At 63.9% G+C, this 14,261-nt stretch carries 14 protein-coding genes and 1 tRNA gene; 12 read left to right on the top strand and 3 right to left on the bottom strand.

Annotated features, from left to right (window positions below):
* Positions 1-67: 67 nt before the first annotated feature.
* The 3 genes from AC1DYL_RS16935 to AC1DYL_RS16925 all read left to right on the top strand — a co-directional run bounded on the left by AC1DYL_RS16935 (position 68) and on the right by AC1DYL_RS16925 (position 2,856).
* Entirely contained in the window at positions 68-754 is a 687-nt protein-coding gene (locus tag AC1DYL_RS16935) for a hypothetical protein (protein ID WP_477174061.1), read from the top strand.
* Between the two features lie 257 nt (positions 755-1,011).
* On the top strand, positions 1,012-2,106 hold the full coding sequence (locus AC1DYL_RS16930) for a hypothetical protein (protein ID WP_477174060.1): 1,095 nt from the start codon (positions 1,012-1,014) through the stop codon (positions 2,104-2,106).
* 222 nt (positions 2,107-2,328) lie between these two features.
* Positions 2,329-2,856 carry a hypothetical protein gene (locus AC1DYL_RS16925; protein ID WP_477174059.1) on the top strand — a complete coding sequence of 176 codons (528 nt, stop codon included), beginning with the start codon at positions 2,329-2,331 and terminating at the stop codon, positions 2,854-2,856.
* A gap of 91 nt (positions 2,857-2,947) precedes the next feature.
* Here AC1DYL_RS16925 and AC1DYL_RS16920 read toward each other — a convergent pair whose 3' ends face one another.
* Entirely contained in the window at positions 2,948-4,675 is a 1,728-nt protein-coding gene (locus AC1DYL_RS16920) for a DUF6538 domain-containing protein (protein ID WP_477174058.1), read from the bottom strand.
* Positions 4,676-4,756: 81 nt separating this feature from the next.
* Positions 4,757-4,831: transfer RNA gene (locus tag AC1DYL_RS16915), tRNA-Thr, on the bottom strand.
* Between the two features lie 428 nt (positions 4,832-5,259).
* Between AC1DYL_RS16915 and murA the strand changes: the two genes are divergently transcribed.
* The 8 genes from murA to yacG all read left to right on the top strand — a co-directional run bounded on the left by murA (position 5,260) and on the right by yacG (position 11,361).
* Positions 5,260-6,546 (top strand): UDP-N-acetylglucosamine 1-carboxyvinyltransferase, encoded by a 1,287-nt coding sequence (murA, locus tag AC1DYL_RS16910; protein ID WP_477174057.1) that lies wholly within the window; start codon positions 5,260-5,262, stop codon positions 6,544-6,546.
* Between the two features lie 434 nt (positions 6,547-6,980).
* Positions 6,981-7,409 carry a DUF2948 family protein gene (locus AC1DYL_RS16905; RefSeq protein WP_477174056.1) on the top strand — a complete coding sequence of 143 codons (429 nt, stop codon included), beginning with the start codon at positions 6,981-6,983 and terminating at the stop codon, positions 7,407-7,409.
* A complete protein-coding gene (hisD, locus tag AC1DYL_RS16900) occupies positions 7,409-8,701 on the top strand; it encodes a histidinol dehydrogenase (RefSeq protein ID WP_477174055.1) in 1,293 nt (430 codons plus the stop codon). Before AC1DYL_RS16905 ends, hisD begins: the two co-directional genes overlap by 1 nt.
* Positions 8,702-9,667, top strand: a complete 966-nt coding sequence (locus AC1DYL_RS16895) for a UPF0262 family protein (protein WP_477150433.1) — start codon at positions 8,702-8,704, stop codon at positions 9,665-9,667.
* A 340-nt stretch (positions 9,668-10,007) separates the two neighbouring features.
* Entirely contained in the window at positions 10,008-10,226 is a 219-nt protein-coding gene (gene infA, locus AC1DYL_RS16890; RefSeq protein ID WP_055048078.1) for a translation initiation factor IF-1, read from the top strand.
* A 49-nt stretch (positions 10,227-10,275) separates the two neighbouring features.
* Positions 10,276-10,494, top strand: a complete 219-nt coding sequence (gene infA / locus AC1DYL_RS16885; protein WP_035082742.1) for a translation initiation factor IF-1 — start codon at positions 10,276-10,278, stop codon at positions 10,492-10,494.
* 8 nt (positions 10,495-10,502) lie between these two features.
* Entirely contained in the window at positions 10,503-11,141 is a 639-nt protein-coding gene (locus AC1DYL_RS16880; RefSeq protein WP_477150432.1) for a Maf-like protein, read from the top strand.
* Position 11,142: 1 nt separating this feature from the next.
* On the top strand, positions 11,143-11,361 hold the full coding sequence (gene yacG / locus AC1DYL_RS16875) for a DNA gyrase inhibitor YacG (protein WP_477174054.1): 219 nt from the start codon (positions 11,143-11,145) through the stop codon (positions 11,359-11,361).
* 71 nt (positions 11,362-11,432) lie between these two features.
* Here the strand turns inward: yacG and AC1DYL_RS16870 are convergent, their stop codons facing one another.
* Positions 11,433-12,194: an SDR family NAD(P)-dependent oxidoreductase gene (locus AC1DYL_RS16870; RefSeq protein ID WP_477174053.1), complete on the bottom strand. Its 762-nt coding sequence runs from the start codon at positions 12,192-12,194 to the stop codon at positions 11,433-11,435.
* A gap of 191 nt (positions 12,195-12,385) precedes the next feature.
* Between AC1DYL_RS16870 and AC1DYL_RS16865 the strand changes: the two genes are divergently transcribed.
* Complete coding sequence (locus AC1DYL_RS16865) at positions 12,386-14,221, top strand: MFS transporter (RefSeq protein ID WP_477174052.1); 1,836 nt, start codon at positions 12,386-12,388, stop codon at positions 14,219-14,221.
* Positions 14,222-14,261: the final 40 nt, after the last annotated feature.

Here is a 14,261-nt window from a genome sequence, read left to right as displayed (position 1 = left end):
CGTCCCCGGCTGCCATCGCCCGACGCAGCGGTCAGCCGCCAAGGGGCTTTCGAGACTCTATTGCAAGGTGCATGTCGAGTTCCATCGCCGGCACGGCTCCTACTGGCGTCGCAGCTACCTCGTCTGGGAGCTGGCCCCGTATCGCGCCGCCGCACGACTCTGGCTGAGACGGCATAAGCGAGAGGCCAAGGTCGAGGCTGTGATCGCTGCGCTCGAAGGGTTGCTTGCTGGCGCCGGGCGTTCCGAAAGCGCCTACGACTTGCGGTTCATGTCTCCGGCTGAAAAGGCGCGCATCTCCATGGCCCGTGTGCGCGATGTCGAGGTTACCGGGACGCGGCTCCTGGAGATCGCCCTGACGGTGAGCGCCAAGGTCGAGTATGACGGGCCACACGATCCCGGGTTTCGCGATGTGCAGGTCGCCAAGCTGGTGCATCGGCTAGCAAGCGGAACCCATCGCTCGACCTCGGGCTTCCTGATGCCCAGCAAGTACGCCCCGTCGGCTGGTCGCGTCCTGCGAATCCTCGGGCATCGCATATGGGCCATAGCGGCAATAGCTGCCGATGAAGATGCGCGGCACGAGGTGGCTGCGATGGCTCGACCCGGAGCCGTCATGGTCGAACAGCGAGCGGCAAAGCTGGCGCTGGCGAGGGAAGCCATCGCGCGAGAGATTGAGCGAGCGCGGCACTCTGGAATGGGTCCTCAAAGGTTGGCTCAGTATCGGCTTCAGTTGCGTCGCCAGCACGGCGCCAAGTGATGCCCTGGTGGCCGGATTGGGAAGGTCATGACGAGCCGCACTCAGGGCGCGACTCAAACCATGACCCTTGGCTTATCTGTTCGGGGGCACGCCTACAGTCAATCGCCATGGACCTCTTCATGGACACCGAGATGCTTCGTCCTTCATCTCCACGCCGACCACGAAGAGACGCTGAAGACAGACGCAGACAGATCGTTGACAATCTCGTTGCGAGCCTGACTAGCCAAGCATTACAGCCGGGCCTGGGTAGGGGGCTGATGGTGTCGACCAAGAATGATCCTCTCACCCGGTACGACCGCCGCGACTTCCCCCGTCAGGTTGTTGCGGAAGAAGTGCACGCCCTCTCTGAGACTGGATGGCTGATGCTAGAGCCCGGTGCGCATCACGGGCCACGTTCGACGATCAAGCCGAGCCGCAAGCTTAAGCAACGGCTCGCACAATCGGGCGCGACGCTAGACGAAGTGGGTCGGCTTGTCGGCGGAGAGACCATCATTCTCAAGGCCCGCGCTGCCGGCCGTGGCTTGCCGAAGCCCCTGATCGACTATCGCGACACTGCTGAGACCCGCCGCCTGAGGGATGAGCTAGCAGGTGTGCGTGACTTCCTTCAGGACGCCGACATTACGGTCGACGGACTTCCGCTCGCGCCTTACCAGCTCACCCGCCAATTCCTCATCGACTCTGCACAACAGCTGCCAACGTTTGCCCGACACGGTCGGCTCTATGGCGGCCCTTGGATCAACATGCATCGCGATCAACGTTATCGGCTTCGTATTGCAGGGGAGGAGCTTGCCGATCTGGACTTCACGGCCATGTTCACACAACTCGCCTATCTCATGGCGGGCGCAGAGCTACCGGAGGGCGATCCCTATGATGGCGTGCCCGGCCTGGAACTCAACCGAGTGGCTGATCCCGTCGAGCGTGCGCAGGTCCGCCAAGCCATCAAGCAGGGCCTTAACGCCCTCTATTCCCGCCAGGGGCGCATGTTCCGGATGCCGCACGAGATGAAGCTGCAACTCGGGCCTGACTGGACTGGAGCAAAGCTGGAGGCGGCGCTACGCGAACGACATTCACCGATCCAACATCTGTTCGGCATTGGCATCGCGCTGGACCTCGCGTTCACTGAGAGCAAAGTGTTGATGCGCACCTTACGCGATCTCATGGCTCAAGGCATTGCGGCGCTACCTATTCACGACGGCATCATGGTGCCGATCTCAAAGCAGAACCTTGCGCTGGCTGCGATGCGAGATGCTTCGCGAGTAATCGTTGGGGTGGAGCTACCGGTCAAGTCCAAGCCGCTCCCAAGGTCTGGGAAGACGACACGGGGCACAAATAACTCTCCCCCTATGCCCTAGGTGGAGCCCCCCGGCCTGCTCATAGTCACATTGGCAGGGGATGCAGGCCAGTCTTGACCCTCAACCGTCCGCGGCTAGGGCGACTAGCCTCAAGGCGCCGCTAGTGCGGCCCTACGCGGGGAGCCCAGAGAAGGGCTCTGCCTTGCCAGTCTGCGGCCTTCACCTGCTCGTCCGCCTCGCATAAGTTCCATTAGGAATATTACCTCGTGCAAGGAACCGCAGATGAGTGCGCGCTTATCGACCGCAATTAGGATGGGCGATGCCGCGCACGCGATCCTCCGGAAGACCAAGACCTTCCCAACCACAGGATTCGGGGAAGGGGCCGGACCGAGTGACTACGACCATATCGGAGTGGAGCCGATGCTCTTTGCGCTTGCAATGGAGTTGGCGCTTAAGGCGTGGTTCGTCTTCGACTACGACGACCCTAAAGTGCCGAAAACCCACGACCTAGCAAAGTTGTTCGGGCGACTAAGGCCAGAGAGTCAGGACAAACTGGACGGGGAGTTCAAGCGGTCAGTCGCGCCGCTACACCCAAGCGGGCTCTTCATCGACTATGGCATCCGTCACATACTCTTGCAGCACAAGGACGCGTTTGTTGATTGGCGGTACATTCACGAGACAAAGAACACGAGCTTCGACCAAAGCGGCTTTGAGGCGACGCTTGTGATGGTGCTTGCCGAGTTTAGAAAGCTCTATCGGATCGAACCGGCAAGATTGCTCTGGCGAGATAACTCTCCCCCTATGCCCTAGGTGGGCCCCCCCATAAGTTTTGGCGATGAAGGGGCCCCCATCCCTCACACCTTCACTGACCTAACAGCGCGGTAGCATTGGGCTTGCCGCTTCAACCTGTCGGCATCGTCTCATTCAACTTGAATGGTTCGATCTTCTCCACCTGACGCCATAGCCCCGGCAACATTGCCCGCGTCCTGCCGTAGCCTTGGTCCGCCCCACCCGTCGAGTGGCCGGCAAGATAGAGGCGGGCATCGTCGGTCAGTTCGTACCGACGGCAAAGGTCTTCAAACAAGTGGCGCCACCCGTGATTGGGCGACAATTCGGGACGCACGATGCCCACCGCATCGCTCCTCACCCACCGCTGAATGACGTTGGATGCACCCGTACCGAACAACCTGCCCTTGGGAGCACTCTCGACGAACTTTCGAAAGCCCTCTTCCAGTAGCGCCCGATGTACGGGGATGGTGCGGCGGGCGTTCACGGTCTTGAGGCTTCGCTTGCCGCTGAGCGACACCTCGAAAAACCAATGGCCCTCGCTTTCGAAGAAGTCGCCAGTTTCGAGCCGGCTGGCTTCGGAGATGCGCAGACCGGTATAGGCGCACAGCCACGGCAACCACCGCCGCCGCATCTCGGTCTCTTGGCGGGCGGCTTTAAGAATCACAGTGGCCTCGTCCGGATGCACGGCCGACTTGTCGGAGGGCTTCGGCGTGAAGCCCGGCAACAGCACTTCCGCGACGTCTGCCGCCGCTTTTTTGAATTCCCCACGGTGGAGCCGTTGCGCCCAGCGGACTACGGTCTTGATAGCACCTAGCTTGTGGCCGACCGTTCGGTTGCCAACTTTGCCGGCACTCAACAGCTTGGTTTTCCACCGCTCCAGCTCGTCGGCGGTGATGGTGGCAGGGTCTGTTCCACCCTTCCCTCGAAACCTCGCGAACTCGGCGCAGATCGAACGATACTTGCTGATGGTCTTTTCGCGCATCGGCACACTGTCGCGACCAAGACCACGTCGCTTCGCTTCTTCGTCTATGATGTCCTTGAAAGAACGCACCTTGGCAGCGGGACGGGCGATGTCCGGGATGCCTTTGGCCCAGTCGGGCTCCCTGTAGTCGAGGGAAGTTGCCATCGTCCGCAGCGTGTCACGAGCACGAGCCTGGAGCCGCGCACTTTGGACCAGCAGGGCCGCCTGGCTAGACGTGTCGGGGACGATGCCTTGCGTCTGCAGCGCGTCCGCAAGGTCCGCCCCATGATCGACCACCAGTATGTTCACCAGCGGCTCGATGATCGCCCTGCTGATTATCGACAGGGCCGGGTCTTTGTTCCACGCCTCCATCTGCGCAAGCAGCCTGGGCATATCCGCTCGATCTAGGTCTGAGAGCGCCGCCTCCAGTTGCGCCCTAAGCCGCTGCTGATCGTATGGCTTCAAGGCCTCGACGCGAGCGAGAAGGTCTGTCGAGACTGCAGGGGCCGGATGAGTTGGCGGCTCAATCCCTTGGCTGGGATTTTCCTCATGCCGTCGAAGATGGGCCTTCGCGAGGGTCCCAGCAATCGCCGCAACCTGACGTTCACTGAGCGCAGCAGGGCCGTTTTCCAAGGCATCGCGCCATGCCGCCCAACTGGTCTCCTGTTGCGAAGAGAGCTCACGATACCGATCCTCGGCAGCAGGCCGGTCGCGGGTACTAAGAGACCGACGAACTTCCTTGCCACCGATCCGGATGCCAAGCTGGGCTAATCTCTCCCGGGCCTCCCAAAGGTCGCCGGGTAGCTCTTTTCGGTAGTACCAGATGCCATTGGGGTGACGCCAAGGTCCCGCCATCGTCCAGCGCCTCGCTTTACCCATGCCGTATCACCTTCCCGTATCAGACGGAAGTGGACAAGCCCGGCAGTTTCCGTAAGGCGATGATTTACAAGGTGAAAAAGATGGTGCTGCAAGAGAGGATTGAACTCTCGACCTCTCCCTTACCAAGGGAGTGCTCTACCACTGAGCTACTGCAGCTAACGCTGAGGCCGGGTGGCGAGGCCCCCGGCGGCGTGGGGCGGTTACTGCCACAGGGCTTGGCACCGCGCAAGCGCAAAAAAGCTTGCAAACGGGGTACAGCCTTGATCGGTGGTTGCTGGTAGATTTGGTGCACCGTGCGACACGGCGTTTCTGGTTCGCCGCGCCGATGGTGGATATGGGCGCCGACGAAACAAGGACTTGCATGTCGGAGAGCAGGACGGGGCGGGAGCAGAGATCGGCCGCCAAGCTTCGGGAGAACCTGAAGCGGCGGAAGGAACAGGCGCGGGCTCGGTCGGCAACTGCCGGTAAACAGGAATCGGTCAGGACATCGCCTGAGGACGCGGAGGTGGGGGATGCGTTGAAGCCGGGGCCTGACTCGGATAGCTAGGGCAAGGGGCAGAACGCCTCGCAGTCGGGAAGTACACATGGATCGCATTCGTCTGGTCGGGGGCAACGAGCTGAGGGGCGAAATCCCTATCTCGGGCGCAAAGAACGCGGCCCTGCCGCTGATGATCGCCTCGCTGCTGACCAAGGACCCGCTGGTACTGGAGAACGTGCCGCGGCTGGCGGACGTCAACCAGCTCGAGAAAATCCTCGAAAACCACGGCGTCGATATCGCCGTGCACGGCCGCAAGGCGCCGACGCTGGATGGCCAGCGGATGACGCTGCAGGCCGCCGAGATTGTCGACACCACGGCGCCGTACGAGCTGGTTTCGACCATGCGGGCGAGCTTCTGGGTGATCGGGCCGCTGCTGGCGCGGGCGCACGAGGCGCGGGTGTCGCTGCCGGGCGGTTGCGCCATTGGCACGCGGCCGGTGGACCTGTTCCTTTATGGGCTGAAGGAGCTCGGGGCCGAGATCGAGATCGACGAAGGCTACGTCGTGGCGCGGGCGCCGAAGGGCGGACTGCGCGGGGCGCGCGTGGTGTTCCCCAAGGTGACGGTGGGCGCGACGCATGTGCTGCTGATGGCGGCGACGCTGGCGAGGGGCACTACGGTGCTCGAGAACGCGGCGATGGAGCCGGAGATCAGCGATCTGGCCGAGTGCCTGGTGAAGATGGGCGCGAGGATCTCTGGCGTCGGCACGCGGACGCTGACCATCGAGGGTGTCGACGAGCTGCACGGCGCCACCCATTCGGTGGTGGCGGACCGGATCGAGACCGGCACCTATGCGATGGCGGCGGCGATGGCGGGCGGCGACGTGCTGCTGAAGCATGCGCGGGCCGAGCATTTGCAGGCAGCGCTCGATACGCTGGGCCAGGCGGGCGTCTATGTCAGCCAGGAAGCGGGCGGCATCCGGGTGCGGCGCAACGGCAACGGCATCCAGGCGGTGCATGCGGAAACCCAGCCCTTCCCGGGCTTTCCGACCGATCTGCAGGCGCAGTTCATGGCGCTGATGACCATGGCGAACGGCACCTCGCAGATCCGCGAGACGATCTTCGAGAACCGCTACATGCATGTGGCGGAGCTGGCGCGGTTCGGGGCCGATATCAAGGTGGACGGCCAGGTGGCTACGGTGACCGGGGTGCCTCAGCTCAAGGGTGCGCAGGTGATGGCGACGGACCTTCGGGCCTCGGTTTCGCTTGTGATCGCCGGGCTGGCGGCGCGGGGCGAGACGGTGGTCAACCGGATCTATCACCTCGACCGGGGGTTCGAGCGGCTCGAGGACAAGCTATCCGCCGTGGGCGCGGAAATCGAGCGGATCGCGGGCTAAGCGCCGTAGTGCCCGGTCTTCTGCATAACCTTGCGCTTCTGGCATTCAGCCTGCTAGGCGGAACCGTGTTCGGGATTGTGTTGTCCGCCCTGGGCGGCGTCATGCCTGGTCGACGCAGTCTTCGGGTGTGGACGGTTGTGGGTGGAGCTACGCTTGTTCTGCTATTGGTCAGGTTGCTGAGCGAGTTCCTGACCGGTGTGCGGGACACGGTCCTTTCCGAACTCGAGCAACGCGAGCTGTGGGACACTGCCACCCTTGCTGCCGGCCTCTGCCTCCCGGCAATAGCGGGGTTCGTGGTCGGCGTAGTCATGCGCGCCCGGGCGCTGACGGCCGCTTCGCGCAAAGCTCCGATTGCTCCCCTGCCCTCAAACTTGTAGATCGTCTTCCGGGCCCCCACTTGCTGGTCAACTTCACCGTTTCCGGACCCCCTAGATATGACCGATCTCAAGCTTCTGGCGCTTGATAGCGAAGACCTCGACGTGATTTCGGCGACCACGCAGGACGCCATCGTGCGCGTCGGCGACATGGGTTACGCCAAGGCCGACAGGCGTTTCGCGCTGCTGATGAACCGCTACGCATGGGAAGATGGCGGCAACGCCAAGGCCGGGGTGCGGAAGCGCGCGGCGCTGCATTTCGACCGGGTGACCGGGGTGAAAGTGGCGGGGATAGATACCAATTCGGTCGAGGGGGCGCTGGAATTGCTGACCATTCGCTTCACCGAGAGCGAAGCGCCAAGTGGTTGGGTTGACTTGGCTTTTGCCGGTGGCGGGACGGTTCGGCTGGAGGTGGAGGTGCTGGAGGCGCGGCTGCAGGACCTGGGGTCGGCCTGGGCGGCGAAGGCCAAGCCAGAGCACGCTTCCTAATGCCGGTAAGGCTTGATAGCCGCGATGCCGGCTTTGCTAAATCCTTTGAAACGCTGCTGAATTCGAAGCGGGAAGCTTCGGAGGAAGTGGGTAGCGCGGTTGCCGCGATCCTTGCCGATGTGAAGGCGCGTGGCGACAAGGCGGTGATCGAATACACCGAGCGGTTCGACAAACCGGCTGCAAATCTATGGTCTATCCGCGTCACGGACGAGGAAATAGCCAACGCCAGCGCACGAACGTCTGGCGATGTTCTGTCGGCGCTGACGGTGGCGCATGAGCGCATCCGCGCGCACCACGAAAAGCAGAAGCCGCTCGACCATGTCTACCAGGATCACCTCGGGGTGACGCTGGGGACGATCTGGACACCGGTCGAGGCGGTGGGCATCTACGTGCCGGGCGGCACGGCGGCCTATCCGTCGTCGGTGCTGATGAACGCGGTGCCGGCCAAGGTTGCCGGCGCCAGCCGGATCGCCATGGTGGTGCCGATGCCGGGCGGCGAGGCCAACGATGCGGTGCTCGCGGCGGCGAAGATTGCCGGGGTGACCGAGATCTACCGCATCGGCGGGGCGCAGGCGATCGGGGCGCTGGCCTATGGCACGGAGACGATCCCGGCGGTGTCGAAGATCGTCGGGCCGGGCAATGCCTATGTCGCGGCGGCGAAGCGCCAGGTGTTCGGCACGGTGGGCATCGACATGATCGCCGGGCCCTCGGAAGTGCTGGTCATTGCCGACTCGTCGGCCAACCCGGCCTGGGTGGCGGCGGACCTGTTGGCGCAGGCCGAGCATGGCGGCGGGGCGCAATCGATCCTCATCACCACCGACCAGCAACTGGCCGACCTTGTCGAGGACGAGGTGTGGCGGCAGATCGAACTGCTGCCGCGGGCCGAGATCACCCGCGCCGGCTGGGAAGAGTTTGGCGCGGTGATCACCGTTGCCTCGATGGCGGAAGCGGTGGAGCTCGCCAACCGGATTGCCTCGGAGCACGTGGAGCTGGCGGTGGACGATCCGCAGGCGCTGCTGCCCAAGATTCGCAATGCTGGTGCGATTTTTCTCGGGCATCACACGCCGGAAGCAATCGGCGACTATGTGGGCGGCTCGAACCACGTGCTGCCGACGGCTCGCTCGGCGCGCTATGCGTCGGGGCTGGGGGTGCTGGATTTCATGAAACGCACGTCGGTGCTGCAATGCGACCCGGCTTCGCTGGCGGAACTGGCGCCGGCGGCGCGGACGCTCGCGGCGACAGAAGGGCTCGAGGCGCATGCGCGCTCGATATCGATAAGGCTCAATCGGTAGATGGCGCTCTCGCCGCGACAGTTCGATCCCAAGAGCGATCGCATCGTCGCCGTGACCCTCGATCCCAACACGATCACCTCGGTCGATCCCGACGAGGTGCATGAATGGCGCATCGCCATCTACGACCTAGTCGAGGAGAACGTCTTCGCCCCGGCGCGGGTGAAGGCGACGGGGCCATATGCGCTGCACGTCTCGATCGTCAGCAACTACATCGTGCTCGATGTGCGCAACCCGGACACCTATGAGCCGATCGCCGCGCACTATTTGTCGCTGACGCCGTTCCGCCGGCTGATCCGCGACTATTTCCGCATCCGCGAGAGCTATTACGACGCGATCAAGACTGGCTCGACCTACCAGATCGAAACCGTCGACATGGCGCGGCGCGGACTGCACAACGATGCTGCGGAGCTGCTGCGCACCCGGCTCGACAACAAGCTGGAGATGGACCTCAACACGGCAAGGCGCCTCTTCACGCTGATCTGCGCGGTGCAGCCGTTTGCCAGCCGGATCGATGAGCGCGAGTCGACGCTGCCGACGGTGCTGTTCGTCTGCTCGATGAACTCGGTGCGCTCGCCAATCGCCGCGGCGCTGGCGCGCCGGTTCTTCCCCGGGCGGCTGATCGTGCGCTCAGCTGGCGTTCGCTCGGGCAAGGCAGATGGGTTCGTGCACGAGGTGATGGAAGAGATCGGCGTCGACATGAGCGTCCACACCCCGCACACCATGGACGAGCTGGTGGCCAACCACTTCGACCTGGTGATTACGCTGTCCAACGATGCGCCGGAGGCGGTGGAGCGGCGCGGGCTGGAGATGGGCGCGATCGAGCATTGGCCGATGCCGGACCCCACGGAGACGGAGGGGAACCGTGAGGCGGTGCTGAGTGCGTACCGCACGTTGAGGGATACGCTGCAGCAGCGGGTGCGCGAGCGGCTGGAGAAGCTGGTGGCAGCGCCGACCAAGGCGGCTTAACGCAGACGTTGCGGAGTTGCCTTCTCCCTTTGTGGGAGAAAGGTGCCCGAAGGGCGGATGAGGGGTTGCCTCCGAGAACGCCGTCGCTCGTCGCATCGCTCCGACCGCGCGGCACTTCGTTTCGCGGACCCCTCATCCGGCGCTTCGCGCCACCTTCTCCCACAAGGGGAGAAGGTAGGAGGTGGCCTACTTCTCAAATCCAGCGCGCTGCACCATATGAACATAGCATCCCCACCCACGGGTGGTTCACAAACCGGGCGGCATCCAGTATAGGTGGCGCCCAATTCAAGCCCCCGACATTGTCAGTATCGTGTTTCGCGGGGCCGTCTCAGGAGAGAGAATGGCTAAGGAAGAAGTGCTCGAATTTCCGGGCGTGATCACGGAACTGCTGCCCAACGCGACCTTTCGGGTGAAGCTGGAGAACGAGCACGAGATCATCGCCCATACGGCCGGGCGGTTGCGCAAGAACCGCATCCGCGTGCTTGCCGGCGACAAAGTGCTGGTTGAAATGACCCCCTACGACCTGACCAAGGGCCGGATCAACTACCGCTTCAGGTAAGTTCGGGAGCGCGGCGGCAGAGCCATCGCGCGCCTCCGATGGAGACAGTATGGCCAAGGAAGAAGTGCTCGAGTTTCCGGGGGTGGTAACGGAACTGCTGCCCAACGCGACCTTTCGGGTAAAACTCGAAAACGAGCACGAGATCATCGCCCATACTGCCGGCCGCATGCGCAAGAATCGTATCCGCGTGCTGGCGGGCGACAAGGTGTTGTGCGAAATGACACCTTACGATCTGACCAAGGGCCGGATCACGTACCGCTTCAAATAGGGCACTCCATGGCCAGCCGTCCCGAGCTCATTCTCGCGTCCGCATCGCCGCGACGCCTGGCGTTGCTGAACCAGATCGGCATCGAGCCCGAGCATCTGGTGCCGGCGCATATCGACGAGACGCCCGAAAAGGGCGAGCTGCCCCGCAAGCTGGCGCAGCGTCTCGCCGACCAGAAGGCGATCACCGCGCAGCATAAGGCCAAGAGCACCGGAATCGCCGGCAATGCGCTGGTGCTGGCTGCCGACACGGTGGTGGCCGTGGGCCGCCGTATCCTGCCCAAGGCCGAGACGATGGAAGAAGCCTCCGAGTGCCTGCGCGTGCTTTCGGGCCGCTCGCACCGGGTGTTCACCGCCGTCACCATGCTGACGCCGTCGGGCCAGATGCGCAAACGCCTGGTCGAGACGCGCATCCGCTTCAAGCGGCTTTCGGCGCGCGAGATCGAAAGCTACCTCGCCAGCGCCGAATGGCGCGACAAGGCGGGTGGGTACGCCATCCAGGGTATTGCCGGGGCGTTCGTGCTGAAGCTGCAGGGTTCGTACTCGGCCGTGGTTGGCCTCCCGCTCAACGAGACGGTGGGGCTGCTAGCGGGCGAGGGCTATCCGGTGCACTTCAACTGGCTCAACCAGTCGAGCCTGACGGCGGTCTGAGATGACTGCCGAAATCATCAAGCTGAAGCCGACGCGGCCCTGCCCGATCTGCGGCAAACCGTCGAGCCAGCAGCACCATCCGTTCTGCTCCGGGCGCTGCCAGGATATCGACCTCAATCGCTGGCTCAGCGGCAGCTATGTGATTCCGGCGGAGCCGGTTGAGGTGGATGAGGAGGACGGGGTCCCGAAGGTCGATGAGGCGGGGGACGACGAGGAGTAGGCGGGCGCGCCCTTGCCTAACCGCCGTTTCAACCACCGGGGTGTGGAAGCATTGAGGTTCCCGCCCCACCCCTACGGCATCAGTTGCCCGCCGTTCACATCGATGATCTGCCCCGTGATGTAGCCGGACATCGAGTCCGAGGCCAGGAACACATACGCGCCGACGCAATCCTCCGCGGTGCCCAGCCGCTGCATCGGGATTTGGGCGGCGGCGGTGTCTTTCACCGATTGCGGGGTCTTGTCGTGGAACGGGGTGATGATGAAGCCCGGAGCGACGACATTGACGCGGATGTGGTCGGGGGCGAATTCGCGGGCGGCGTTGCGGGTGATCGAGTGGACCGCGGCCTTGGCCGAGGCATAGACCGACGAGCCGGCGAAGCCGCCGAAGCGGCCAGCGATCGACCCGGTGTTGACGATGGAGCCACCTCCGGCTGCCTTCAAATGCGGGTAGGCCGCCTTGGTCACCGCCAGCACCGAGCGCACGTTGAGATTGTACACCTGCTCGTACATGGCCTCATCGAACCCGGCATTGGTGACGCGATCGAGGATGGCGCCTGCATTGTTGATGAGGATATCGAGCCCGCCAAGCCCGGCGACCGCATCGGTGACGATCTTTGCGGCGGAGGCGGAGTTGCTGACGTCGCCGATGACCACCACGGCCTTGCCGCCCGCAGCGCGGATTTCGGCGGCGACGGCCTCGGCGGCCTCGGCGTTCTTGTTGCCATGCACTGCAACGGCGACGCCCAGCCGGCCGAGCTCACGCGCCACCGCGGCGCCGATACCCGTCGACGAGCCGGTCACCAGCGCGCGCTTCCCCTTGAGATCTTCCAGCATCTTCATCCTCCAAAACGTCGCGAGAGACTAAGCATCGTCGGCCGGAGCGCAAGGCCGCAAACAACGGTGCATTGCGCATCACCAAACCGCGGACACGTCAGCGATGCTGCTGTAACTGTCATCAGATCATCGCAACAGTCGCTCTGCACCGGTCCGTGGGGGGCCGGCCTGCTGGTCCTGAGGGGGAACCAATGGCTACTGCAGACACGGCCGTAACGTCAGGCCGAGGGTCCGGCCTGACGAAGGACGAACGATTCGTCATCGTCGCGTCGTCGACCGGCACGATTTTCGAGTGGTACGACTTCTATCTCTACGCCACGCTGGCGCCGTTCTTCGCGGCGCTGTTCTTCCCACCCGGCAACGAAACGGCAGCGCTGCTGTCGGCGTTTGCAACCTATGCCGCGGGCTTCCTGGTCCGGCCGTTCGGGGCGCTGTTCTTCGGCCGGATCGGCGACCTGGTCGGCCGCAAGTACACGTTCCTCATCACCGTGCTGGTGATGGGTATTTCCACCTTCGCCGTCGGCCTGTTGCCCACCTACGCGACCATTGGATGGGCGGCGCCGATTCTGCTCGTGCTATTGCGGCTGCTGCAGGGCCTGGCGCTTGGCGGCGAGTATGGCGGGGCGGCGACCTATGTGGCCGAGCACTCGCAGCCCGGCCGGCGCGGCTACGCGACCAGCTGGATCCAGACCACGGCGACGCTGGGCTTCTTCCTGTCGCTGCTGGTGATCGGGCTGTCGCGCACCTCGATGCCCACTGCGGTATTCGCAGACTGGGGCTGGCGTATCCCGTTCCTCGTTTCGGTGGTGCTGCTCGGCTATTCGGTGTGGGTGCGGCTGAAGCTCAACGAATCCCCGATCTTCAAGAAGATGAAGGAAGAGGGCAAAGGCTCGAAGTCGCCGCTGACCGACAGCTTCCTCAAATATCCTAACAACAAGCTGGTGCTGCTGGCGCTCCTGGGGGCAACCGCCGGCCAGGGCGTGGTGTGGTATACGGGGCAGTTCTACGCGCTGTTCTTCATCAACATCACCCAGCAGGTCGACTACCTCACGACCTACATGCTGGTCGGCCTCGCGCTGCTGCTCGGCACGCCATTCTTCGTGTTCTTCGGCTCGCTGAGCGACCGGATCGGGCGGCTCTACATCATCCTCGCGGGGTGCCTGATCGCGGCGCTGAGCTATTTCACCCTGTTCGGTTGGCTGGCGCAGGCGGTGAACCCGGCGCTCTACGAATACCAGCAGAAGACCACGATCGAAGTGGCGGCCGATCCGGCGCAGTGCCACTTCAACGTGTTCGTGTTCCCGGGCACGGTGTTCGGCGATTGCGACCGCGGCAAGGACCTGCTCACCAAGGGTGGACTGAGCTTCAACTCGGTGGCGCTGCCGGCAGGGTCGCCGGCGACGCTGACGATCAACGGCACCACGGTGACCGGGTTCACGGCGCCGAGCTGGAACCAGGCGCTGATCGACTCGGGCTATCCGAACCTCAAGGCGACACCGTCGACGATCGCGATCTCGCCCGAGCAGGCAGCGGCCATTGCCCAGGCGCAGGCCGACAAGAAGCCGACCGACGCGATTGCCGCGCTCAATGCGGCACGGGTCGCGGCCGATCCGGCGGCCAAGAAGCTGGCCACGGTGACGGCCGTGCCGGCGGTGGACGCCGCCGCGACCTCGGTGGATGTGATCGAGTATGCGACGGTGCCGGCGGATACGTCGCGCATCAACTGGTGGATGGCCATCGGGGTGCTGTGGATCATGGTGATCTTCGTGACCATGGTGTACGGGCCGATCGCCGCATACCTGGTAGAGCTGTTCCCGACCAAGATCCGCTACACCTCGATGTCGCTGCCGTACCACATCGGCAATGGCTGGTTCGGCGGGCTGCTGCCGCTGGTGGCGACGGCGATGGTGGCGGCCGCAGGCAACATCTATTTCGGCCTGTGGTTCCCGATCGTCGTGGCGCTGATGACGGTGGTAGTGGGCGGGATTTTCCTCCGCGACACCAAGGGACGCGACCTCGCCGAGTAGCGGCAAGGCCAATCCGGAAGGGCCCCGCGCGGGCCCTTCC

It is taken from the genome of Devosia sp. P1_H9 (assembly GCF_056405135.1).
Note: the sequence above shows the minus strand (reverse complement) of the source record. Positions and strands in the feature narration are given on the sequence as shown.